Below are 24,547 nucleotides of genomic sequence, written 5' to 3'. Positions count from 1 at the left end.
GCGCAGCAATCAAGCTGCTATACCCGCCTAACATCTCGTATTTAGGCAAGTATAGCAAGCGAAACATCAATGCTATTCGCTAAGCTAGTAGAAGCTCAGGAAAGCTAGCAAAGTTTAGGCGAGCTTATCGCTAGCAATGTGATAATCAGGGTCTTCAATCACATTGACTTCAACCAGATCGCCAGCTTTTTCCAATAGCTGCTTACACTCAGCACTCAAGTGAACCAAGTGCATTGTTTTGCCGCGTGCAATATAACGCTCGGCCAGCGTATCAATAGCTTCAATCGCTGAGTGGTCGGCAACACGAGAGTTTTTAAATTCAACAATGACATCGTCCGAGTCATTTTCCATATCGAATTGATCAAGGAAGCTTGAAACTGAACCAAAGAACAATGGGCCATTCACTTCGTAAACGGTTGAACCTTTATTGTTCTTAGAGCGAATCACGTTAACGTGTTTCGCGTGTTCCCAGGCAAATACAAGCGCCGAAACAATCACACCAACAATAACCGCAACGGCTAAGTCAGTCGCCACCGTAACACCTGAAACCAGCACGATAACAAAGGCATCGGCTTTGGGTACCTTGCGCATAATACGGAAGCTAGACCACTCAAAGGTACCAATGACAACGATAAACATAACACCTACGAGCGCCGCCAGTGGAATTTGCTCAATCAAGCTTGAAGCGAACAAGATGATACCGAGTAAACCTAGCGCCGCAGTGATACCCGATGCACGGCCACGACCACCAGAGTTTACGTTGATCATTGATTGGCCAATCATGGCACAGCCGCCCATCGCCCCGAAGAAACCATTTACTGTGTTTGACGCACCTTGTGCAATACACTCTTTGTTACCGCGACCACGTGTACCAGTAAGTTCATCAATCAAGGTTAATGTCAGTAGCGATTCAATTAAGCCAATCGCCGCTAGCACTAATGCAAATGGGAAAATAATGCGCAATGTTTCAAACGTGAATGGCACTTCTGGAATGGCAAATTGCGGTAAACCACCTGCAATGGTTGCTGCTGGGTCGTTGGTCATATCGCGCACGTAATCAACAACAGTGCGAGCATCTAAATCCAGGCTTTGCGCCAATAAGGTCACCACGATAATCGCCACCAAAGAAGATGGTACGGCTTTGGTGAGCTTAGGTAAGAAGTGGATAATTGCCATGGTTAAAACAATCAAACCGGCCATGGTTGCCAGCTGATTCCCCTGCATCCACACGAAAATACCTTCTTCATTTGCGACTTTGAACTGGCCAAGTTGGGCAAGGAAAATCACAATCGCAAGGCCGTTAACAAAACCAAGCATAACCGGATGAGGCACTAAGCGAATAAACTTACCGAGTTTAAATATCCCGGCGAGAATTTGTAAAATACCAGTCAAGACGACAGTGGCAAATAAGTACTGAACGCCGTGCAGTGCAACTAGGCTAACCATGACAACAGCCATCGCGCCAGTAGCACCAGAAATCATACCTGGACGACCACCAAAAACTGAAGTGATAAGTCCCACCATAAAGGCGGCATAAAGGCCGACAAGTGGCTCCACACCAGCAACAAAGGCAAATGCAACTGCCTCAGGTACCAATGCCAATGCCACGGTCAAACCTGATAGAACATCATTTTTCAGGCTTGAAACCTTACTCGCATGAATTTCAAACATCGTATTCTCGTGTAAATTAGTTAGTGAAAAGTGAAAAGGCTTGCGAACTCCCTTGTTTGATCAACAAAGGTAGTTAACAACCAGCAAACACACCAGATAGTGCTGAGCAAACAACCGTTGCTTTTAGGCCGTCTAGTCTTGGATGCTGGTCTTTTTAAGGGCGAGAATAGTATAGATTTGTATGAAAAATGTCAATTGCCGCGAACGTTAGTAATTACCAACAAACACAGCTAACAACATGATATTAAAACTTTTTATTTATTTCCTTTTTCCCGAGCGATTAAAAACGCTTTAATTTCATCGCGCGATCCTAAAATGTGCTGTTTCAATAAATCAACAGCCTCGTCAACCTTACGCAATTGACACAAACGCAGTAAATCATTGTGCTCAGATTCCGCCTTAGAAATACCGCCAGCCCACAACAGGTGCATGCGAATATAGCGATCGGCATTCTTGTTTAGCGTATCAACTAAGTCTTGAGTTTGCGGGCGCTGGGCTGCTGAATACAAGCAGTTGTGATAATCAGAATTGAGCTGGCTCCAGGTATTGGCAGCGTTTTCTTTACCAAGGGCATTATCTAATTTCGCCAGTAGCAGCTGTGCTTGCTCTAGGTCTTCGTCAGTTAAGTTAGGTATTGATGCAGCGAGTAAATCAGCTTCTAGCATTGCCCTTAACTCAAATAATTCGTCGACTTGATCAACATTTAGCTCAGTTGCCGTAGCGCCTTTGTGTGGTTCAAATGAGGTTAACCCCTCAGCTTCTAACTGCAGTAGTGCTTCCCGCACAGGAATGCGGCTAACATTTAACTCTTCCGCCAAAGCGGCTTGTCGAAGCGGCTGTCCGGCAGTAATTTCACCACTGAGGATTTTCTCTCGAATGGTTTCAACGACCAGTTGTGTTCGAGTTTTGTATACGATAGCCATGTTAATTTTCCTTAATTATGTTCCATTAGTATAAAGATGGTATTTTGAATACAAAAGTTCCGTAGAACTTTTATATCGTTGTGAAGAAAGTAAGAGAGTCAATATTGGAAGGATTAACCAAAAATCTAGGATAATACCAACTGAAATAACTACTTAATCATTCAGCGAGAATTAAAAGGCTTAGAGGCACAGGTTATATGCTCCATGCATAACCTAAGTACCTACATCCATGTAGGCAAGGCATTAATTGCAGAGAATGGTCGCTCCCCTTTTTTGCATGAAAAGCAAAATTAATAACGCAGCATATGAGCCTTTTAAACTCGCCCTTTGGGAGCGTGGCAGCATCGCGATAACGGCGCCAAATTGATGAGATGTAGAACAACTATATCAACAAAAATTTGGCTTGTTCTCCCACCGCTGACAGCACTCTGAATTGATCAATTAATTAATTCAATTGGTATAACTATGCGCACAATTGTTTTTAACGAGACGAATGCGCCATATACGTCAACAGTGCCAATCACATTATCGCGTCACAGCAAACTTTGGCTACGCAATTGACTCCCGAATAACAGCGCTTTCAACGTACTCAACCGGTACTTTCACTTTAAAGCAACAACCAGTCTCAACGTCAGGGCAGGTAATCGTTCCCCCCAGTTTTGAGTGCACTAAATTAAATACAATATTCAACCCTAGTCCAGAGCCACCTTGTCCACGTTTGGTGGTAACAAAGGGGTCAAAAATAGTTTTTTTCACCTCGGCACTAATACCGTGGCCGTTATCTTGATAAAGCAGCGTAAGGTAACCGTTATTTTCAGTGAACTTAATTGAGATGTTGCCATCATCACGCCCTTCAAAGCCATGAATATGAGAGTTCATTAAAAAGTTGGTCAGAATTTGGTTCCAAGCACTTGGGAAAGTAACAAACTCAAACTGCTCGTCTAGCTCGATATTAATGTTGTACTTCTTGCGTTTGAACATAGTTTTTACTGTGTTCACCACATCATTAACATGCTGAGCTAGGTTAATTCTCAGCTCGGGATCGGTATGCTGCTCAACCGCCACCGACTTAAAGCCGCGGATTAGCTCTACAGACTTGTCTAAACTGCGTTCAATTATTTGCTGATACTCACAGAGCAAATCCAATGTGTCAGACAATTGCGACTTGGTAAGCTCTTGGTCTTCTACCGCTTTTTTCAGCGCATCTACTTTCTCTTTAAGCGCCGTAATTGACGTTACACAAATACCAAGTGGCGTATTTACTTCGTGAGCAACACCCGCAACTAACTGCCCCAGTGACGCCATTTTTTCCGATTGAACCAGCTGATCTTTCGCCAGTGTTAGATCGTCAAGCGACTGCTGTAATTGCGCATTGCTTTCCTGCAACTTGGCAGTGCGGTCAAATACTTTTACTTCCAGTTCACCGTTAAGGCTGAGCAGTGCATTTTCGGCTTCTTCCAATTTAACAATGTCATCCTTGATACGAATTCGCATCTTATTTATCGCATCAACTAAGATATCTAACTCATCTTTGTTTTTACGACGACCGTCTAAGTGCAGACTAACGTCTAAGTTATCCGTGGCAAGTTGTTGAGCATAATCGGTAATGCGGTAGATGTGGCGAGCAACAAGCAAATGGCCAACAAGCATGATGACAAAGATGACAACAAATATTTTCATTGTTTCTGTGGCGATAATAACGCCCGCTTTTTGCCATAAGCGTTGATAGATGTCAGCGTAGTTGGCATAAACTTCCAGCACACCTATTTCATTGTCGCCGTAGTTGATTTGATACTGGCGAAATAGTTGCTGTACCGTGTTGCTCTCGTCACCAACATCGTAAGTGCTACCTAAATCTGTTATTACCTTGACATACACTATGTCAGGCAGATCGGCGATACCTTTGATTTGCTGCTCCATCAATGACTTATTAAAGTCCCATAAACTGGTTGCCATTGAAGGGATATAACTGGTTTCAATATTGTTGAAGCGCTGCTCTAGGCGCAAAAGGGAGTCTTTGTAATCTGAATAGAGCTGAATGCCTGTAGAGACCAGCGACAAAAGCACACTGCACAGTAGAATGTAGCCAAGTACGCGTCGGCTTAGTCTATTGTCATAGTAAAACATGTCATTCATTGGCATTCCATACGCTCGAAAAAGAACCTGTAAAGCAATTAAAAACTGATGATAAAAATTGTTAAACCACACAGGCTAAACACCTTTATAGCGAGTTTCACCTGCTTGTCAATACAATCGCGAGTTTTGCTCAACTAATTAACAATTTAGCAACAAAAAAACGCTTACCTTAACGGCATTTATACATCCATGTTTAGGGTTAACTGGTTAACCAGAAAGCAGTTTTTCCGATAATTAATCTTGAATTGATGGCCGATTATCGCCAGTTGGCTGAGTGTTTTTTGTTACACTAATCGGCATTACCAATCGATAACTGATTGACCATGACGTGTTCAAAAGACAAGCCAATTGAAAAGCAAAATATTGATAAACAAGAACTTGAAAAGTCTCAAGTTATTCAGGCAAATTGGCTAACCCCAGCAATATGCCAGCAGGCAAGGCTAAGTCGAGACGCCAGATTTGATGGCAAATTTTACACAGCAGTGCTGACAACGGGCATATTTTGTCGGCCTATTTGCCCTGCCAGAGCACCCAAAGAAGAAAACGTGCGCTATTTTCAAACGGCAGCGCAGGCACAACATGCCGGGTACGCCCCTTGTAAACGCTGTTTTCCAGAGTTAGCGCCGCAGCAAAAGCTTGCTCCGCCTATTCAAAAACTCGCCGATGCAATAGATGAAGGCTTGTCAGTGGCTGAGCTAGCGACTCGGTTTGCGATATCAGAGCGTCAAGCAAGGCGCTTGTTTTTACAACATTTTGGTTTACCACCGAATAAGTATGCACAGCATCAGAAATTACTCAAAGCGAGGCAGTTGCTGACAGGCACCAACTTACCCATTGCAGAGGTCTGTTTTGCTGCTGGATTTGCCAGTATTCGTCGCTTTAACGAGGCAATAAAAACAACTTACCACGAAACACCAAAACAAGTGCGCAGTCGATTGAGCAAAGTATTTCACAGTAATGAAGTATCGGTATTACTCAACTATCGTCCACCGTTTGACTGGCAAGCAATGCTAACTTTTTTCAAGCTTCGTCAGCTGCCGGGTATTGAGCTAATCGATGGCAATAGTTATCGACGCACTATCACTTTAGGTACAGTTACTGGCTGGATTGAAGTCACTCACATCAAAGACAGGAACGCCCTAAAGCTAACCGTTGCCTTGTCTGAGCTATCAGTGCTTGATCAAGTTATCTCGAGAGTGCGCAAGCTGTTTGATTTAGATGCAGATATGTCGGTTATTCATCAGCATTTAGCGACCGACAAACTGCTTGCTAAACAAATTGAGCAAAACCCGGGCATACGCTTACCCGGTTGCTGGGACATTTTTGAGTTTTCTATTCGGGCCATTTTGGGGCAGCAAATATCCGTCAAGGCAGCAACTACCTATGCAGGCCGTATTGCAGATAAGTATGGGCAAGTGCTGAACCAACAGCATCCTGAACTAAATAAGTGCTTCCCAACCGTTAACGACTTAAAAGCAGCGGACTTCCAACAACTTGGCTTAACGCAATCGCGTATTGATACGTTAAAACGCTGGGTAGCTTTCTACCAAGCGAATCAAACACTTTTTACTCATTATCAATCGCTAAGCGAACTCACTGACAAGCTCGTGGCGATAAAAGGCATTGGTCCATGGACGGTAAACTACCTTGCGATGCGCGGCTTGAGTGATCCCAATGCGTTTCCAGCCAGCGATTTAGGCGTGATCAAGGCGCTTAGCGTTGAAGATAAAAAGCCAAGTGTAAAACAAATACTTGCACGCGCCGATAAATGGCAGCCTTGGCGAGCTTACGCCACATTATATTTGTGGCTATCGCTACAAGAAAAAATAACAGCCACAACTTAAAAACAGGATGAAACAAGATGTATCACACAACTTATCAATCACCACTGGGTGAAATTGCAATTACTGCCAACGATAAGGGTATTACCGCCCTTGCCTTCCAACAAGGAGCTGCGCCGATTGAGTTTACACAAGGTTCAACAGCTGGCGAGCAGCCGTTTATTGAGATAAAACAGCAATTATCTGAGTATTTTGCAGGTACAAGAACACAATTTAATTTAGCGCTTTCCCCGCAAGGTACACCTTTCCAGCAAAGTGTTTGGCAAGCACTAACCGAAATTCCTTATGGTAAAACCGTCAGTTATGGCTGGCTCGCTAAACATATCAACAACGAAAAGGCAGTACGCGCTGTAGGCAGTGCTAATGGCGCGAATCCCATTGCCCTTATCATTCCTTGCCATCGAGTTATTGGCGCCAATAAAAGGCTAACGGGCTATGCGGGCGGGCTGGCATTAAAAGCCAAACTGTTGATGCACGAACAAGCTGATTTTAAACCCTAGCGGCTCAGCGGCAACAAAAAATCGAGACATACAACAAGCATAAGAAGGCAAAATGAAGCAAGAAAAGAGAAACATAAAACTGCTAGGCATTTAGTTCAAACACGGTACTATTTACTTCTCGGCACATATCGGCACAATATTTTACTCATCGGTAAAAATAATAATAACGTAGATAACTATATGAACTCCCCAATTTATTCATCATTAACACTCAGTAGCGGCATTTCCGTAAAAAACCGTTTGGTCAAAGCTGCAATGGAAGAAAACATGGCAACCTCACAGCAATTGCCAAGTACCGAATTGATCCGTCTCTACAGCCAGTGGGCAGCGGGTGGAGTTGGTATGCTAATTACCGGAAATGTCATGGTTGATCACTTAGCGATGACAGGCCCCGGCGGTGTTGCTTTGGAGGCTGACACAGATTTATCCGCGTTTCGCACATGGGCGCAGGCGGCCAAACACGGCGACACAAAAGTTATCATGCAGATCAACCACCCTGGCCGCCAAGTGTTTAAAAATATGGGCGGAAAAGTCTTTTCGCCGTCTGACATCCCATTAGATATGGGCAAACACAGCCATATGTTTCCCAAGCCAACTCCGATGAGCCAAGATGATATTCAAGATGTTATCAATCGCTTCACCATTACCGCCCAGCGCGCGCAACAAGCAGGTTTTGACGGCGTAGAGATTCACGCGGCACACGGCTATTTGCTTAGCCAATTTCTTTCCCCTTTAACCAATAAACGCGATGATCGTTGGGGCGGTAGTATTGAAAATCGCACGCGTATCTTGATTGAGATCGTCAAACAAATTAAAGCCAATGTCGAGCAAGGGTTCATTATTTCCATCAAGCTCAACTCTGCCGACTTCCAGCGCGGCGGTTTTGATATTGACGATGCCGAGCAAGTAGTCAAAATGCTCGCACCATATAATTTGGACTTTATTGAAGTTTCAGGTGGTAGTTATGAAGCACCAGCGATGCAGGGGCGAAGTGCTGACGAACGAACGTTAGCGCGCGAAGCCTACTTCCTGACATTCGCTAGCCAAATAGCGAAAAGTGCCACTATGCCAATCATGGTGACCGGCGGCGTTAAACGCTTAGCCGTTGCCGAGCAAGCATTAGCAGAAAACATTCAATTAGTTGGCATGGGAACAGCACTGGCGATGCGCCCCGACTTGCCAAATAAATGGCAGACACAGCCTGACTATGTTGCTCCACTGCCAGTGGTTAATTGGAAAGACAAAACCTTGAGTGGCCTTGCCACTATGTCTGTCGTTAAACAACAGCTAAAACGCTTGGGTAAAGGGAAGGCTCCAAATACATCGCCTTCTGCGCTGTGCTGTCTGATCAAAGATCAGCTCAACAAAGCGAAACTGACCAAACGCTACCGCAAGCAACATCAACATGAGCTTAGCTAACACCGATAGCTGAGAGCAAATTGAAGTAGCGACTTTCCTTATGTTTTGGCGCGTATGCTGCTAGTATGCGCGCTAGAAGCTTTGCAATATATTGAGTAACAACTTACTGTGGAAATTTTAGCGTTCGCCGCGGCCTCGCTGCTTGTTTGGATGGCATGGCAACTTTATCGCGCTAAGCGTTTTAATCGCTTTAAGCGCGAGATAGTAACCGTGTTAAAGCCTAAGGTACTGGCTCACCTTGAGCAAAAGCTAGTGAGTGAGCGCAGTGAGCTTACACCAAATAACGAAGCACATATTCAAGCTTGCCAATATTACTGGGGGCAATATCCAAGTCGTATTTTACAAGCCGCTATTCATTGGCAGTTAGTTGACGAGGCTTGGTTAGCGCAATCTGGTAATAAGCGTTACCGGCAACATTTGTTTTTTATTGAGCAAGACAAACTCGCTGAATTTAAAGAGCAAATTAGCAATGACGACGCGCTGTCGTCGAGTGAGGCTAGCTTATAACTTTTTAGCTATCACCTTTAAGCTAAAGCAAACATAAAAAAAGCAGCGCCGAATTCACGGCGCTGCTTGTTATTTTAAACATGCTGTATAACGTAAAGTGTTTAAAGTTTCTTAAATTGTAAATCCCATACGCCGTGACCTAAACGCTGACCTCGGTTTTCAAACTTGGTTAATGGGCGACTGTCTGGGCGTGGCACATAATCGTTAGTTGCAGATAAGTTTTCAAAGCCAGGCGCACTTTGCATATCTTCTAACATACATTCTGCGTAGTTTTCCCAATCGGTTGCCATGTGGAAAACACCACCCACTTTTAGCTTCTGACGAATGGTTTCAACAAACTCAGGCTTTACAATACGGCGCTTGTGGTGCTTTTTCTTGTGCCATGGATCTGGGAAAAACAGTTGCACTGTGGTCAAGCTGTTATCTGGAATACAATCCGCTAACACTTCGATGGCGTCATGCTCATACACTTTTAAATTGGTAACGTCCTGTTCAACCGCAAGTGCAATAGAGGCCCCCACACCTGGGCGGTGAACTTCAACACCGATGTAATTTAACTCAGGTGCGTTCTTCGCCATTTCGACCAAAGATTTCCCCATACCAAAACCGATTTCCAGCACAACAGGGTTTTCATTGCCAAATACAGCTGAGTAGTCGAGTAACTCATTTTGATGGTTTAAGCCCATGTCTTGCCAATGGTTTTCCAACGCGTGCGACTGACCTTTGGTTAAGCGTCCTTCGCGTTTCACAAAGCTGCGTACCGTGCGAATGTACTTACCTTCCTGCTTTGCTTGCTCAATGGTTTTGTGGGTTCTTTCTGTCATCGAAAATTGTCTTAGCGGTTAAAATGGCGGCGTATTATCTTATGTTAGCAGTTCAAACTCAAGAAAGAGTGAGCATTCAAAAGCGATAATCTATTAACGCTCAAGCTTACGAAATAAATATCGAATAGGATTAAGCGGATAAAGAAATTTGGTAAGTAAGCAGCGCTTGGGCTTGGCCGTCGATAACCATAGCTTTGGGCTCTACGCTCACCAGCTTACCGCCAGCTTTTTCAGCAACGCGAATACTCACGTTATTTTGCGCTAAACACGCAATCACCAAGTCGCGCACTTGATGCTGTTTTAAAAAAGCCTTTATATAAGTGATAATTTGGCTAATCACCCCTCTACCTTGGGCATTCGTACCTAGCCAATAACCAACTTCAGCCAAGTGTTTATCGCCGTCGATATATTTAATGCCGAACACACCGCAAACCCGCTCGCCATTGATAATGGTAAACCAAGTTGCACTAGGTAAGCCGCTATTAATGCGTTCGTCAATGTAACACTCAGTTGATACCACATCGGTAACACCATCAACCCAATAAAGGTATTTCGCCAATTGCGCTCGGCTCTCACTAATTTCAGCAAAGAGCGCTTGGGCGTCTTCTATTACTAGCGGTTTTAACTTGAGTTGCTCAGACAATTGATGAATAGACTGGAGCGCTTGAATCATTACTGTTTATCCTTGTCTTCCTTGAAAGCATTAAGTTCTCAGCACTGAACTCTGTGACAGCAATTTTGCGTGATGAGCTTATGCCCACCAAACATCATAAAGTTCAGACACAGAAACCGCGGTCGCGCCATTGTCGGTTAACCAGCGCTCAACTGCTTGGCGGTCTTCTTCCGTGCATTTACCGATTTTCATTGTACAAATTAAACCGTGCCACAAGGTGTCGCCTTCTCCCCCAAAGCCAAGGCCGCGTGGCTCAATAACTTGCACGATAAAATCGTCAACAAAACTATCAACCTTATCTTCGCTTGAATCAGCAGGCAATTGCCACGCGATATCAAACCCTAACTCTTGGAATTCATCAACTCGCAGTTTCTTTCTCAATCGACGGCTACGGTTTTTTGCTTGAGCTTTCATTTCACATTTCCAGTTACTTAATTACACAGGCAAGAGCATAGAGCGAACTCGTCGTAACAAACAAGGTTTTTGTGATGATCTTTTTGTTGATCCAATATCAGCGACCAAGAGTAAGCTTTGGTTAATCTTGCAACTCACTTTTTTCCAGTGCTAGTTTTCGCTACACTGTCGCCGCTATGACAGATCAAATCACAATATCCGCCCAGTCAGCCAAAGCCTTTGGCAACGACATACTTATTTGGTATCGCAAAAAAGGGAGAAAGCACTTACCGTGGCAGCAAAATAAAACGCCCTATCGCGTTTGGATTTCTGAAATTATGCTACAGCAAACCCAAGTAGCAACCGTAATCCCTTACTATGAGCGTTTTATGGCAAGCTTTCCCAATGTCAGAGCGTTGGCACAAGCTGATGAAGACAATGTGCTACATCATTGGACAGGGCTTGGCTACTACGCGCGCGCGCGCAACCTTCACAAAGCAGCAAAACAAATTGTCGCTGAGCACGGTGGTGAGTTTCCCAAAGAAATTGAACAAGTCATCGCCCTGCCCGGCATTGGCCGCTCAACAGCAGGTGCCATACTTAGCCTATCGCTTGGTCAGCACCACCCTATTTTAGACGGCAATGTAAAACGTGTTTTGGCGCGCTGCTATTTAGTGGAAGGCCACAACGCCCAAGCTAAGTATGAAAAAGCCCTTTGGCCGATTGCTGAAAAGCTTACCCCGGCTGAGGGGGTAGCGTTTTTCAATCAAGCCATGATGGATATGGGTGCCACTATTTGCACGCGCAGCAAACCAAAATGTGATAGCTGCCCAGTTGAGGAAGTTTGCCTGGCCAATGCTACAGGTGAGCAGGCGAACTTTCCTCAGAAAAAGCCCAAGAAAGAAACACCAGTCAGACAATGTGTGATGATTATTCCGAAAATGGATGACCAAGTGTTACTCGAAAAAAGGCCGCCGTCAGGCATCTGGGGAGGTCTATGGTGTTTTGTTGAAACACAGTGTCAAACGCAAATCCCAGAGGCGATGAATAAACTGGGGTTAACAAGCATAAAAACTACCAAACTGACCGAGTTTCGACACACCTTTAGCCATTTTCATTTAGATATAACGCCAGTGTTAGTGGAGTGTAAGCACAATGATGCAAACACGGTTAACGAGTACAAGGGGCATAAATGGCTGAGTATATCGCAAGAATCCGCCCTTGGCTTTGCGGCATCAACAGTGAAAATATTGAGTGAAATTAAAGAATTGAATGGCAATCATTGGTAAGTTCGGTTAATAATAGCCTATACCTTATTTTTGAATCCCATCTTGCCCTTGATGTTTCGTTGGATTGCTTTTGTTGGGTGCAGTTTTGTTAAGTGCAGTATTGGCTTGAGCCTATTGGCTACCAGCTACTTTGTATCAGCTGGCGCTAACGCTCAATTACATCAATTAGCGCTTGAGGTATTAGCTCCCCCAAAATTACCAGCCCAGCCGCTAGAGCAAAAGCACCTAAAACAAAGGGATTTAAAACAAAAGCCCCCTGAAATTAATGTCGATAGGACGCGCCCCGACCTTAGTCTCAATTTTTATACTGAGGTTTACCCTCCTTCCAGTTTTTACCAGCACGGTAAACTTTCAGGCATTTCAATTGAAGCTTTGCACCTGATTTGGCAAGAGTTAGGGCAGCAAGCGCAACCCATTCAAGTTATTCCGTGGGCAAGAGGTTATCGCTCACTCCAAAATGAAGCCAATGCGGTATTATTTGCCACATCACGCTACCAAGCGCGTGAACATCTCTTCCAATGGGTTGGGCCAATTTTTACGGCTCGCTACATTTTAGTCGCCAACAATACACTTGCTGATACCAGCCTAAGTGATATTAGCGCAGGTGAAGAACTGGCTTATCAACACTCTATTGCGGTAATTCGCGATGACATCACCAAAGTGCTGCTCCATAAAAAAGGCGCCAAACACTTATTTGAAGCTGCTGATATGAAACACGCCGAATCACTTCTAGCTAATCAAAGGGTAGATTTACTGGCAATTTCAGAGTCAGGATTTAACGCTGTATTAAAACAGGCACCGGAGAAAGCCCATCAATATAAGGTCGTTAGTTTACTCGCAGAGATTGGTGACTACTTTGCATTTAACAAGCAAGTACCAAAGGAAATTGTGAGCCAATATCAAAAGGCGTTCGACGCCCTCACCCCTGAGCTCAACCAATTGAGAATTAAATACGGCTTTTTAAAGCAAACATCAGTTGGCAAATAACCAGCACGTCAGTATTTTTCTAACTGCTGACTTGTGTGAGTAACATGGCCAATACAGTGCTACAATCACAGCCAATTAGACTACTGGCCAAGCAAAACACGTTCAATACCAATTGAATTAATTAATTGATCAATTCAGAGCGTTGTCAGCGGTGGGGAATAAGCCAAATTTATGCCGATATAGTTATTCTACATCCAATGAATTTGGTGCAATTATCGCGACGCTGACACGCTCCCAAAGGGCTGAGGGATCCCCATTTATCATACAATGATTATCTTGTTGTAGTCGTTAATCTTAGATTCGCATAATAAGTGCAATTTCTCAGGTTAGGTGGCCAGCTGTTATAGTTCGGCTACTTTCTCGCCAAAGGAAATAGCCTTATGAACTACAAACAGCTGACACAAGCTGAACGATACCAGATTTACGCTTTGTTAAAAGCAAAACATAGTCAAAAAGAGATAGCTGAAATTTTAGAGCGCAGTCCGTCATCCATTTCACGCGAGATACGACGCAATAAAGGATTGAGGGGCTATCGACCAAAACAAGCTCACCAATTGGCTAAACAAAGACGTCAATCGGCTACTAAGTCAGTCAAAATCACAGAGCAGGTCCAAGGTTGGATTAAGTGGTTGCTTGAGCAAGACTTTAGCCCAGAGCAAATTACTGGACGGATTAAATTAGAAGAAAAGCTTTCCCTGCACCATGAGAGTATTTACCGCTATATTTATCAGGATAAAGCCCAAGGTGGTCAACTGTATAAATCTCTCACCAGAGCAGGTAAAAAATACCAAAAACGCTATGGCCGCTATAGTAAGCGTGGCCAACTTGTGAACCGTGTCGGTATTGATGAACGCCCAGCGGTAGTTGACACAAAATCTCGTCTTGGTGATTGGGAAGGTGATACTGTTATAGGAAAAGGGCGCCAACACGCCTTTGTCACACTGGTTGAGCGAAAGACACTTTATACCGTTGTTAGGCGTATTGAGAGCAAACATGCTGATATTACAGCAGACGCTATCATTGATAGTGTTATGCCACTCAAAGAAAAGGTACTGACGATTACCTTCGATAATGGTAAAGAATTTGCTCAACATGAGCGAATTGCTCAAGCGCTAGAAGCGGATGTGTACTTCGCCCACCCTTACGCTTCGTGGGAGCGAGGTATCAATGAGAATACTAACGGTTTACTGCGACGTTACTTTCCCAAAGGCACAGACTTTATGGCGCTTAGTGAAGAAGAAATTCAGGCGGCAGTTGATAAGCTCAATCACCGCCCAAGAAAGACAAGAGGTTATAAAACACCTTATGAATTATTTACCGGTCAGCCAGAGAAATTAGTGGCTGCATAAACGATTGCACTTATTAGTTGAATTCAAGAATGAAATTTAACCAACTCCTTTTGATAAACCTCTTTGTTAACTGGTGAGGGCATTGTTTGACAATATTTTTGGCGAGTGACAGAAATGAAAGCACGCGCCGCTTTCTCACGGTATTTGCTTGGAACCTAAAGTGCCATTTTCTTCTTTCTGCTTCAAAGCCAATAAGCCAGAGTACCAAGCTTGCTACACAAGCGATAAGGCACAGTATGCTCATCCGTTTAATGCCCATCGTTCGACTAAACCGCCAAGAAAAACCATACTGCTCACTTTTGTCATCTCTAAAGTTTTGCTCTATTTGCATACGTTTAGCGTACAAATTGATTACTTCGCGACTTGTTAGCTCGGCATCAGATGTCGCGATGAGCCAAGGTTCATGAGCAAGGTTGCGGTACATTTTATCATCCTTAGTAAAGCGGCTTTTCCCGCGTCGGCCTCTGTGCTCACCTTGATAAAGGTGCAGGCTCGCTTGGCACCCCGTTTTGCTGTGTTGCGTTAACCTTGCGCTCCCTAAATTTTTAGGTGTACAACTGGCGTCCTTTCTTAACTGCGCTAAGGTTTGCCATTGCGTTGGCTGCTGTTTCAATTGGCACTTCATTGTACCTCGCAGTCGACCAATAAAATCCCATCCGTGGGCAAGTACTTCGGCATACCAAGGTGTTAAAAAGCCGCCGTCAGATGTGATATACACTTTCGCATGCCCCGCCAATATGTGACTTAATCGTGAGAGAAACAATTGATGAGTGGTACGGGTTTCCTTATCCTTTTCTTCAACAACCATGTTGTAGAGCGTCATTGAGCGACCATCGACCAATAAACTAGCGCGTAACAAATGATAATTTGAGCCACAGCACCCACTCCAGTCGACAGCAATGACTAGGTATGGCAATTGGCTTATAACGGGCTTGGCAAGCGCACGGTAAATGTCAATAAGCTCTCGTTGTAAGTGGTCATTGTTTAAAAATCTGTCGATTCGTTTAATTTTGTTTTTACTGAACGCTTTTCCTTCGAGGTGTCGACCTATATCAGTGAGAGTTAACCGATTCGAGTCAATTAACGCATCGGCACTGAGCATTAAGGTTTTCATGCGTGCGCGATTGAAGGAAGATAGCGTATTTTTAAAGTAGTTGTGGCATAGTGATTTTACAGGCATAACAGTTGTCCTTATTGTGTTTGGCGATTCAATAAGATCACAAATTGTTATGCCTGTCACTTTTTGGGGATTCCTCAGCCCAAAGGGCGAGTTTAAAAGGCTCATATGCTGCGTTATTGATTTTGACAAGGGAGCGACCATTCTCTGCAATCAATGCCTTGCCTACATGGATGTAGGTACTTAGGTTATGCATGGAGCATATAACCTGTGCCTCTAAGCCTTTTAATTCTCGCTGAATGATTAAGTAGTTATTTCAATTGGTATAAGCACTCATATCAGCTTGGCTTATACCTTTCTTTAGCGGAGTAGTAATGAAAGAACTGTCACAACAACTCGACTTCATTTTAGAGCTAGATAAATTAAAAGCCGTTTATCGCCGCGCCCTGATCAAAACAGACAACAATCGCTTTGAAAACAGTGCCGAGCACAGCTGGCACATCGCCTTAACGGCACACGTACTAGCGCCATATGCGGAAGGTAACGTAGACATCTCACGCGTAACATTGATGTTGCTGCTGCACGATATCGTAGAAATTGATGCCGGCGATACCTTTGCTTTTGACGAAAAAGCGATCCTTGCCGAGCAATCAGACAAAGAGATTGCCGCAGCCAATCGTATTTTCGGCCTACTACCTGCCCCTCAAAAAGAACACTTTACTGCGCTCTGGCACGAATTCGAACAAGCCGAAACACCGGATGCAAGTTTTGCCAAAGCAATGGATCGCATTTTGCCACTGATTCAGAATATGAAGAACTACGGAGGTAGCTGGGCGCAGAACACGGTTTATAAGCAGCAAGTTATTAATCGCAATAAGCATTTGGAATCATCAGCGCCCAAACTATGGGCTTATGTTCTAGAGCAAATAGACATTGCCACGGCTAACGGTTGGTTACTGACGGAGTAATTTATATAGCCAGCATAGCCAATGATTTGTCGAATCATTTTCTAGCGAGCAAGTTTATACGTATAATTAGCACCAATTTTTAAAGACGAGAATAATCATGAGCAGAACGGTATTTTGCCAAAACCTACAAAAAGAAGCAGAAGGATTAGACTTTCAGCTTTACCCTGGTGAAGTTGGCAAGCGTATTTTTGACAACATCAGTAAAGAAGCATGGGGTAACTGGCAGAAAAAGCAAACCATGTTAATCAACGAGAAAAAGATGAACATGATGAACCCAGATGATCGCGCTTTTCTAGAGCAAGCCATGGTGGGTTACCTATTCGAAGGCAAAGAGCCTGAAATTGAAGGTTACGTACCCGAAAATAAGTCCTAGTTAACGGGCAAAAGTGTTAACGAAGTAATGGATAGTTTTTTAAGTATTGACTGGCGCGTATTTTTCACAATATTCGCTTCCGTTTTTATCGCAGAGCTGGGTGATAAAACCCAGCTCGCCACTATGTTATTTGCAGCCGATAAAGAAATCAGTAAATGGATGGTATTTGCCGCCGCATCCGCTGCGTTAATTGTTGCTTCAGCCGTTGGCGTGCTTGCTGGCACATTTTTATCCGCTTATATCAGTGAAAAAGTACTAGCTTACGTTGCTGGTGTTGGCTTTATTGCTATCGGAGTTTGGACTATTTACAGCGCTTAATACCGACATTTGTACACTAAATAGCGACAACGTGTAAAAAAACAACAAACAAATAATTATTTAAAAAAAGTAGTTGACCTTATTTCGCAAAAGAAGTTTAATAGCGCCCGTCTTCAAGGCACGGCCAAAAAGACAAAGTTCTAATAGCTCTTTAAGTAGCTTAAAGAATTTGCCCAGATAGCTCAAATCGGTAGAGCCATTTGGAATAGCATTGAAAATCCCCTTCTATGAGAAAGAGATTTTATTACCGAAGCCCAGATAGCTCAGTCGGTAGAGCAGGGGATTGAAAATCCCCGTGTCGGTGGTTCGATTCCGCCTCTGGGCACCATATTTTGAAATAGTGAATATTTATAAACATAAATTTCGATATTTCGGTGCCAAGATAAACACTTGTTTATCGCACACAGTTTTGTGTGCCGACTTAGCTCAGTTGGTAGAGCAACTGACTTGTAATCAGTAGGTCGCCAGTTCGACTCCGGCAGTCGGCACCATTCTTTCTAGCTCATGCTTTGCATTTGCTAAGTCTAACTAAGTTAGATAATTGCCCAGATAGCTCAATTCGGTAGAGCCATTTGGAATAGTATTGAAAATCCCTATTCTTTGAATAGCTTTTCAAACCCAACCGAAGCCCAGATAGCTCAGTCGGTAGAGCAGGGGATTGAAAATCCCCGTGTCGGTGGTTCGATTCCGCCTCTGGGCACCATCCTTTTGAATAGTGAATATTTACTAACGTAAATGTCGGTTATTCGGTGCCAAGATAAACACCTGTTTATCGCACACAGTTCTGTGTGCCGACTTAGCTCAGTTGGTAGAGCAACTGACTTGTAATCAGTAGGTCGCCAGTTCGACTCCGGCAGTCGGCACCATTTATCAGATAAGCCCAGCTTTTGCTGGGCTTTTTTGTCTGTCCCTTAAAATTTACTCTGCTTGCCTCCCTGCCCCTACCACTGGAACTATAACATCAAAGATACTTGACGAAAAAACAACCAAAGCGTTAACATAGTGCCAACTTTTCTATTGAGGTTACGCCGTCATGAACAACTAAGTCTGTTATCCATATTTCATTTTATTTTTGGATTTACAGGATTAGTCGGCGTAGCTTACTTTCCCATATTCACGGCACTCGTTACCTTTTAGGCTCAGTTCGCCTAAATACAAAAACCAGCAAAGCTAAAACAGCATAGTTTACGCCTAGTTTTTGCTGTGTGTTTTCAGATGGCTTGTCGCTGTGAGCTACTGCATCAATTATCTTTATCACGCACTTTGCTATGTAAATGCGCAATAAGGAGATGCAATAAAACTGTTCGCTAAGCCCGCTATCCTAATTACTTAGGAGGCAGATGATGCCAGAATTACAGGCTTACAATATCTCGTATCGATTTGATAACGGTGAAACCCTTTTTGAAAATCTATCTTGCTCGTTAACCCAGCGGCGTGTTGGCTTAGTCGGCAGAAACGGCATTGGTAAATCGCTATTGGCCTCAATCATTAGTGGCGAGCGACTCCCTTCATCAGGCACAGTAACTCCGCCAAATTCATATGCTGTTTATAGCCAACAAGCAAGCGAATTGCTCGACAGTGAGCTTTCGATTGCAGAATACCTGGGGGTTAGCCAAGTATTAACGGCTATTAATAACATTGAATCAGGTGATTGTGATGGCAAATGGTTTGAAATAGTTGGCGAGCAATGGCATTTACCCGCCCTGCTCGCTCAACAATTACTAAAGTTAGGCCTACCACAAGACCCCAATTTCCCATGTGCAAAGCTCAGTGGCGGTCAACTGGCGCGCATACAGCTGTGGCAATTGCTCAAAAGTGACATGCAATTGCTAATACTGGATGAACCCTCGAATCATCTTGATGAAAGTGCCAAGCAATGGCTAATAAACGCGATTGATAATTTTGCAGGCACTGTTTTATTAATTAGCCACGACCGCACATTACTGCGTGAAATGAATGAAATTTGGGAACTTTCACGCACGGGATTAAATGTTTATGGCGGTAACTATGATTTTTATGCTGAGCAAAAGCAAACTGAGCTGCTCGCCATAGAGCGGCAGTTAGCACAGCTAAACAAAGCCCAGAAAAAGCTCGCAACACAAGCGCAATTAAACCGAGAAAAAGCAGAGCAGCGAGCGGCACAAGGAAACCGCCTGCGAAGAGGCGGCAGCCAGTCCAAAATACTGCTCGACTTCAAGAAAGGCAAGGCCAGTGCAAGTACCGCCAGCCGTAATAAAAGCGCGCAAGCACGACAGCGGCAATTACAATCGCAAACACAGGAGCTAAGCCAAAAGCACGAGCAAAACAGCCCTCAAAAACTGCATATTGCAACGCAGCAAAGTAGTTCGCACAAAGCCATTTCAATACTTGATGGCGTATTACCATTTGGTAATCAACAATCTATTGCGTTACAGGTGTTTGCCAATAATAAGTTTCACCTTAAAGGCTGCAATGGCTCAGGCAAGTCGACATTATTAAAGGTTATATTAGGAGAAGTGCCCTTAACCCAAGGGGAGCTGATGGTGAATACCCCGGTTTACTACTTAGACCAACACTTTGGCGTTATCCAAGATGAGCTTTCGATGCTAACGAACATAATGACGCTGTGCGAGGGGATGACGGAAACCGATGCTAGAACCTTGCTCGCAGGTATAGGATTTCGTCGTGATACTGTATATCGCATCGGTAGAGAACTGAGTGGCGGTGAAAAAATGAAGCTTGCGGTGCTCGTGATTAGCCATCAAGCCCATCAACCATTTTTACTGCTTGATGAGCCTGATAATCACCTCGATCTAGCGTCAAAAAAAATGCTCGCGAAAGCCCTCTGCGATTACAATGGTGGCTTTGTCTTGATCAGTCACGACAGTGATTTTGCCAAAGAGTCAGGTGTTAGCTGTGAATATAGGTTATGAGTAAAGTTGGTATACGCCCTACTCTCGCCGTCTGGCATTTGGCGCTTGGCGAATTTACGCTCTGGTGTATTGAAAAGTACTAATTTTCCATATCACCAAAATAAAGTTTTAGCGCTGCCAGTGCCGCTTGCACTTTATAAGCGTACTTCTTATCGCGAGTAAGCGCGTAAACATTGTATTTGTCAGTTTGCCAATCGGGTAATAAGGGAACCAGCTCGCCATTATCAAGTAAATGCTGAATTTCTAAGGTCGGCAGCTGGGCAACCCCTAATCCTTCCTGCACATGGCTGATCAGTGCATTGAGATCATTAAACTCGTAACGCAGTGACGGTTTAAAGTTGGCGCTCGCTGACTTTGCATGATGTAAGCTAACGTGATTGAGCACACCTTTTGCTTCAACATCACCAAGGCCAAGCCAAGTATGATCGCCCAGCTCTCTGGGGGTAACAGGGTTGCCATGCTGTTGCAGGTATTTAGGGCTAGCGCAGATAACTTTGGTCGCTTTGCCAAGTAAGTGATAAATATAGCTAGAGTCGATCGCTTCGCCACAATCAATCACGATATCGATACGCTCGTCGATCAGATCAATGCTTTCATCACTGGCAAACAAGGTTAACTTTAACTCTTTGTGCTCTTTAAATAATGGGGCGAGCGCTCGTGCTGCGGGTTTGGCTGCCAAGCCGACTGGCAGAGCGATACGAAGCTCACCGCTTATTGCGCTTCGACTCTGGTGAATCACTTCTTCGGCCTGCTCGGCTGCGGCAAGCATTTTCTTGCTTTGTAGATAGAACTTCTCACCAGCTTCTGACACGTTGATACGGCGAGTAGATCGATAAAGCAAAGTAACATCTAATTCGCTTTCCAGTTGGTTGATAAATTGACTAACCGCGGGCGGGCTTATACCCAGTTTAGCGGCCGCTTCACGCATAGAGCCAGCTTCAACCACATGGCAGAAGACCCCCATTAACTTCAAACGACTTAGCAATTGAGAATTCATATCATTTTTAATTACAATTAAGTTTAACTTAACAATGATATAAGGAATCATTGACTATTTAAACCCTTAGCTTACTTCTATAATGCCCGCGATTTTTTCCTACCTCATATCACTAAGGCCTTTAGCCAAGTGAATAAGCTCAACAGAAGCTATTCAACTTCTAATTTTTGATTAATTAACCATATGGTTAAATGATTACACATGACTTATGCAGGTAGATACAAATCATTTGCATCTACATTTTTACAAGCAATAGTGTTTTATTAAATTAAAACCAACTTATTACTGGTAAGTAAGAGGAATCTACTAGCGCAAAGTCTCCCTCAACTGTTTGCTCAAGCCGCCTTATGTCAGTGCTCGCGACACATTAGTAGATGTGAAAAACATTACAAATATTAAAAACACGATTGAACTCTTTATTAGAAATTCAATTGAACTCTCTATTGAAGACATGGGAATACACATGAACCGTTTTAAGTTATCGCCATTAGTTATCGCGACGATGGCACTTGGCACAAACGCCAATGCCGAAGCGCCAGCCGACAACAATATCGAACGCATTAGCGTATATGGTCAGCACAATGAGCTTATCCTCAACTCAGGTACCGCGACAAAGTCAGATATGGACTTAATCGAAATTCCAGCGGCAATTGTGGTGGTAAGCAAGGAGCTTATCGATCAACAAGGTGCAACCGACCTACAAGAAATACTAAATAATATCAGCGGCTTAAACCAAGCCGGCAACAACTATGGTATCGGTGATAACTTAGTGATTCGCGGTTTAGGCGTTAGCTACACTTACGACGGCATGTACGCAGGCGGCGGTTTAGGCAATAGCTACAACCCTACTCGCTCAATGACAAACGTAGAAAGCATCGAAGTATTAAAAGGCCCTGCAACTGGCCTTTACGGTATTGGCGCAGCTGGCGGTATTATCAACTTAGTTGAGAAAAAACCACAGCGTGAAGCGGCATACCACCTTCGCGCCAGTGCTGCTAGCTGGGACAGCCAACAAGTGATGTTTGATGCAACAGGGCCAGTCACTGAGCACTTAGCTTATCGTTTAGTCGGTAACTACGAAAAAAGTGATGGCTACCGAGGTTTAAGTGACGAGCGTACTGAACTGTATTCAACTTTCTTATTAGACAACATCGACAATCACGCACTAACGTTATCAGCCGCGTACATTGATGACAGCGTACAGATTGATTCAATTGGTCACCCGGTCAGAATTTTAAACCACGACAGCATCAAGGGTAGTCCAAACGATTGGACTGCATTAGTCAACGACAGCGATGCAGATGGCGATGGTGTGCTTGGTATTCAGTTAACTGACGCCCAGCGCCAACAATTGGCAGATTCAATTGTGGCAACTGACGGCTTCCAGCCATTCGATTTAGGCAACGGTGCGTTAATTTCGCCATTATCGTCACCAAACAAAGGTGAAGAGCTGCGCATTAAGTTAAAGTCAGAGTGGCAAATCAACGACGAGACAAGCTTAACGCAACAGTTGCAATACCGTGATTACGAGTCGCAGTTTGTTCGTCAAACGGGTGCGTTTAACTATGTTTACTGGAACCGCAGAGGTGAAATCAATGCTAATCCTCGCGCGCCGCTAGTGATTGATGACGTGTTATACCCATATGCTGCGCGTCGCCAAGAATACCGTCGCCAATATTCAGACGAGCAATCATTACAGTACTTTGCTGATTTACAAATTAAATGGCAATGGCAAGGCATGGACGGTGAGCACTTAGTCAGTGCCAACTATGAAGATCGCGACATGAGCGTGAAATCATGGTCAATTTACGATGCCGATGGCGCATCAGCTGAAAACGCTGTGCCTTACATTCTAGATATCAGAAACCCTAATTGGCCAACAGGTTCATTCGATGACTACGCGCCAACGTTGCGTTCAAACTACGACAAAAACGTAAAAGCCGCAGGCATTAGCATCCAGGAAGTTATTTACTTTACTGGCAGCCTAACGGGTCGCTTTGGCGGTGCTTACACAAAACTTGAGCAAACATACCAACACAAAGGTACGGATCGCTCACCACTGGCAACCGAAGAAGCGGATACAGACGACAAAGGCTTCACCTATAACTTGGGTTTGAACTATCGTATCACGCCTGATATCGCAGTGTTTGCTAACGCGTCAAAAGGTCGTACGGCGTACAGCATTTTAGGCAGCATTTCGAGCTCTGAAACCGATAACCGCCCAGACTCTGAATCTGAGTCAATTGACTTAGGTGTTCGCTTTACTGCGCTTAACGAAGAGTTAATCGGCTCTGTTGTTTGGTTCGATACACGTCGTACTAATTTGCGTTACAACAACCCGTTGTTTAACGACAATCCGAACGATGCAGAATTTAACATTGACGTGCCACAGTACTTCTACAACGACGAAGACAAAACACGTGGTGTTGAGTTCGACTTAAACTTGGCGATTAGCGAAACCTTCTCAATGAATGCTAACGCAACATATCAAGATGCTGAGTTAATTCGCAACAGCAACCGTGGTACGAGCACGCCAGTATCTGGCCCAGTGAAAGGTATTCCTGAAAAGCTTGCCAGCGTATGGGCGAATTACCGTGATCAATTATTCGGTTTACCGGGCGAGTTAAACGCCAGCCTTGGCTTAACGTATGAAGATGAGCGCAGTGTTAATTCAACTGGCTTTGGTTTACCAGTATCGGCGCTAAGTAGCTATAGTGTTTGGGATGCCGCATTCGGTTACGAACACAAAAACTGGCAAGTAAAAGTTAACCTAAATAACATTTTCGACAAAACTTACTACTCGAAAGCCATGTTCTTAGGCGGTCTGCCAGGTGAAGGTCGCAACGCGAAAGTCACCTTCGACTACAACTTCTAACACTCGTTTTTAGCAAACGTTTCTTGTATTCGTTTCTACAAGCAAAAGAGCCAGTGCCTGCCACTGGCTCTTTTCAGTTTTACTATGTCAAATACTCTCACTCTTACACTTCGCCTAATCGCCGCCACACTTGGCGCATACGCAATGGCTGTTGCCAGCAGCTTGGCGATGGTGCCCTTGTTCATCAAATTACTCAACAGCTTGCTCGCCGATGCCGTGTATGCTGCGACCATGTGGTCATATGTGGTGTTTTTCGCCGTGTTTATTTGCGCTTTTTCCGTAAGTTCCATCAGGCGTTTGTATCTGGGTTTACTGGTTAGCGGTGCACTATGTTTAGCGATTCATTTTGCTTTTGTTAGCGAGTCAGCTAATTCATCGACCACTGGCTCATCGAACACTGGCAAAAAAGCCGAATCGGTGCATACACCAACCAAGAAAATAGTGCAGCTAACTCACGCCAAAGCAGGTAAATAAG

General features: G+C 44.1%; 21 protein-coding genes and 4 tRNA genes. 17 read left to right on the top strand and 8 right to left on the bottom strand.

Translation table 11 applies throughout. The features are described 5' to 3' along the window. Window positions 1–114: 114 nt before the first annotated feature. The 3 genes from DXX93_RS04715 to DXX93_RS04705 all read right to left on the bottom strand — a co-directional run bounded on the left by DXX93_RS04715 (window position 115) and on the right by DXX93_RS04705 (window position 4,730). Window positions 115–1,671 carry a SulP family inorganic anion transporter gene (locus DXX93_RS04715; RefSeq protein WP_116007051.1) on the bottom strand — a complete coding sequence of 519 codons (1,557 nt, stop codon included), beginning with the start codon at window positions 1,669–1,671 and terminating at the stop codon, window positions 115–117. A 254-nt stretch (window positions 1,672–1,925) separates the two neighbouring features. Beyond that, window positions 1,926–2,594, bottom strand: a complete 669-nt coding sequence (locus tag DXX93_RS04710; protein WP_116007050.1) for a GntR family transcriptional regulator — start codon at window positions 2,592–2,594, stop codon at window positions 1,926–1,928. A gap of 549 nt (window positions 2,595–3,143) precedes the next feature. After that, entirely contained in the window at window positions 3,144–4,730 is a 1,587-nt protein-coding gene (locus DXX93_RS04705; protein ID WP_181902144.1) for a sensor histidine kinase, read from the bottom strand. Between the two features lie 323 nt (window positions 4,731–5,053). Here DXX93_RS04705 and DXX93_RS04700 point away from each other — a divergent pair, with 323 nt between their 5' ends. The 4 genes from DXX93_RS04700 to DXX93_RS04685 all read left to right on the top strand — a co-directional run bounded on the left by DXX93_RS04700 (window position 5,054) and on the right by DXX93_RS04685 (window position 8,997). Then, window positions 5,054–6,574, top strand: coding sequence for a DNA-3-methyladenine glycosylase 2 family protein (locus DXX93_RS04700; protein ID WP_116007048.1), 1,521 nt, complete (start codon window positions 5,054–5,056; stop codon window positions 6,572–6,574). A gap of 17 nt (window positions 6,575–6,591) precedes the next feature. Then, entirely contained in the window at window positions 6,592–7,071 is a 480-nt protein-coding gene (locus DXX93_RS04695; RefSeq protein WP_116007047.1) for a methylated-DNA--[protein]-cysteine S-methyltransferase, read from the top strand. Between the two features lie 180 nt (window positions 7,072–7,251). Further along, window positions 7,252–8,490 carry an NADH:flavin oxidoreductase/NADH oxidase family protein gene (locus DXX93_RS04690; RefSeq protein WP_116007046.1) on the top strand — a complete coding sequence of 413 codons (1,239 nt, stop codon included), beginning with the start codon at window positions 7,252–7,254 and terminating at the stop codon, window positions 8,488–8,490. Window positions 8,491–8,598: 108 nt separating this feature from the next. After that, a complete protein-coding gene (locus DXX93_RS04685; RefSeq protein WP_181902143.1) occupies window positions 8,599–8,997 on the top strand; it encodes a hypothetical protein in 399 nt (132 codons plus the stop codon). Between the two features lie 101 nt (window positions 8,998–9,098). Here DXX93_RS04685 and trmB read toward each other — a convergent pair whose 3' ends face one another. The 3 genes from trmB to DXX93_RS04670 all read right to left on the bottom strand — a co-directional run bounded on the left by trmB (window position 9,099) and on the right by DXX93_RS04670 (window position 10,908). Beyond that, the gene (trmB, locus tag DXX93_RS04680; RefSeq protein ID WP_116007045.1) at window positions 9,099–9,821 is read right to left on the bottom strand and encodes a tRNA (guanosine(46)-N7)-methyltransferase TrmB; all 723 of its coding nucleotides are present in this window, start codon (window positions 9,819–9,821) and stop codon (window positions 9,099–9,101) included. A 130-nt stretch (window positions 9,822–9,951) separates the two neighbouring features. Continuing rightward, window positions 9,952–10,494: a GNAT family N-acetyltransferase gene (locus tag DXX93_RS04675; RefSeq protein ID WP_116007044.1), complete on the bottom strand. Its 543-nt coding sequence runs from the start codon at window positions 10,492–10,494 to the stop codon at window positions 9,952–9,954. 78 nt (window positions 10,495–10,572) lie between these two features. Then, entirely contained in the window at window positions 10,573–10,908 is a 336-nt protein-coding gene (locus DXX93_RS04670) for a 50S ribosome-binding protein YggL (protein ID WP_116007043.1), read from the bottom strand. Between the two features lie 176 nt (window positions 10,909–11,084). On the opposite strand from DXX93_RS04670, the gene mutY reads away from it, so the two are divergent. From mutY to DXX93_RS04655, 3 genes are all read left to right on the top strand, one after another. Further along, entirely contained in the window at window positions 11,085–12,176 is a 1,092-nt protein-coding gene (gene mutY, locus DXX93_RS04665; protein ID WP_116007042.1) for an A/G-specific adenine glycosylase, read from the top strand. Between the two features lie 114 nt (window positions 12,177–12,290). Then, complete coding sequence (locus DXX93_RS04660; RefSeq protein ID WP_181902142.1) at window positions 12,291–13,163, top strand: substrate-binding periplasmic protein; 873 nt, start codon at window positions 12,291–12,293, stop codon at window positions 13,161–13,163. 380 nt (window positions 13,164–13,543) lie between these two features. Further along, complete coding sequence (locus DXX93_RS04655; RefSeq protein ID WP_116006822.1) at window positions 13,544–14,512, top strand: IS30 family transposase; 969 nt, start codon at window positions 13,544–13,546, stop codon at window positions 14,510–14,512. Between the two features lie 13 nt (window positions 14,513–14,525). On the opposite strand, the gene DXX93_RS04650 is transcribed toward DXX93_RS04655, so the two are convergent. Next, window positions 14,526–15,692 carry an IS4 family transposase gene (locus DXX93_RS04650; RefSeq protein WP_181902141.1) on the bottom strand — a complete coding sequence of 389 codons (1,167 nt, stop codon included), beginning with the start codon at window positions 15,690–15,692 and terminating at the stop codon, window positions 14,526–14,528. Between the two features lie 311 nt (window positions 15,693–16,003). Here DXX93_RS04650 and DXX93_RS04645 point away from each other — a divergent pair, with 311 nt between their 5' ends. The 8 genes from DXX93_RS04645 to DXX93_RS04610 all read left to right on the top strand — a co-directional run bounded on the left by DXX93_RS04645 (window position 16,004) and on the right by DXX93_RS04610 (window position 20,200). Continuing rightward, window positions 16,004–16,597: an HD domain-containing protein gene (locus tag DXX93_RS04645; RefSeq protein WP_116007039.1), complete on the top strand. Its 594-nt coding sequence runs from the start codon at window positions 16,004–16,006 to the stop codon at window positions 16,595–16,597. 97 nt (window positions 16,598–16,694) lie between these two features. After that, entirely contained in the window at window positions 16,695–16,970 is a 276-nt protein-coding gene (locus DXX93_RS04640) for an oxidative damage protection protein (RefSeq protein WP_116007038.1), read from the top strand. Between the two features lie 27 nt (window positions 16,971–16,997). Next, entirely contained in the window at window positions 16,998–17,288 is a 291-nt protein-coding gene (locus tag DXX93_RS04635) for a TMEM165/GDT1 family protein (protein ID WP_220347551.1), read from the top strand. A 252-nt stretch (window positions 17,289–17,540) separates the two neighbouring features. Next, window positions 17,541–17,616: transfer RNA gene (locus DXX93_RS04630), tRNA-Phe, on the top strand. An 87-nt stretch (window positions 17,617–17,703) separates the two neighbouring features. After that, window positions 17,704–17,779, top strand: a tRNA-Thr gene (locus tag DXX93_RS04625). Window positions 17,780–17,915: 136 nt separating this feature from the next. Further along, window positions 17,916–17,991: transfer RNA gene (locus DXX93_RS04620), tRNA-Phe, on the top strand. A gap of 87 nt (window positions 17,992–18,078) precedes the next feature. Continuing rightward, window positions 18,079–18,154 (top strand) — tRNA-Thr (locus DXX93_RS04615). Window positions 18,155–18,628: 474 nt separating this feature from the next. After that, window positions 18,629–20,200: an ATP-binding cassette domain-containing protein gene (locus DXX93_RS04610; protein WP_258872588.1), complete on the top strand. Its 1,572-nt coding sequence runs from the start codon at window positions 18,629–18,631 to the stop codon at window positions 20,198–20,200. A 79-nt stretch (window positions 20,201–20,279) separates the two neighbouring features. Here the strand turns inward: DXX93_RS04610 and DXX93_RS04605 are convergent, their stop codons facing one another. Next, the gene (locus tag DXX93_RS04605) at window positions 20,280–21,197 is read right to left on the bottom strand and encodes a LysR substrate-binding domain-containing protein (RefSeq protein ID WP_116009836.1); all 918 of its coding nucleotides are present in this window, start codon (window positions 21,195–21,197) and stop codon (window positions 20,280–20,282) included. Window positions 21,198–21,660: 463 nt separating this feature from the next. Between DXX93_RS04605 and DXX93_RS04600 the strand changes: the two genes are divergently transcribed. After that, window positions 21,661–24,072: a TonB-dependent receptor gene (locus DXX93_RS04600; RefSeq protein ID WP_116009835.1), complete on the top strand. Its 2,412-nt coding sequence runs from the start codon at window positions 21,661–21,663 to the stop codon at window positions 24,070–24,072. Between the two features lie 84 nt (window positions 24,073–24,156). Continuing rightward, window positions 24,157–24,546, top strand: a complete 390-nt coding sequence (locus DXX93_RS04595) for a hypothetical protein (RefSeq protein ID WP_116007036.1) — start codon at window positions 24,157–24,159, stop codon at window positions 24,544–24,546. Window position 24,547: the final 1 nt, after the last annotated feature.

This window comes from Thalassotalea euphylliae, from assembly GCF_003390335.1.
Taxonomy (GTDB): domain Bacteria; phylum Pseudomonadota; class Gammaproteobacteria; order Enterobacterales; family Alteromonadaceae; genus Thalassotalea_F; species Thalassotalea_F euphylliae_B.
This window is presented reverse-complemented; position numbering and strand designations above follow the sequence as displayed.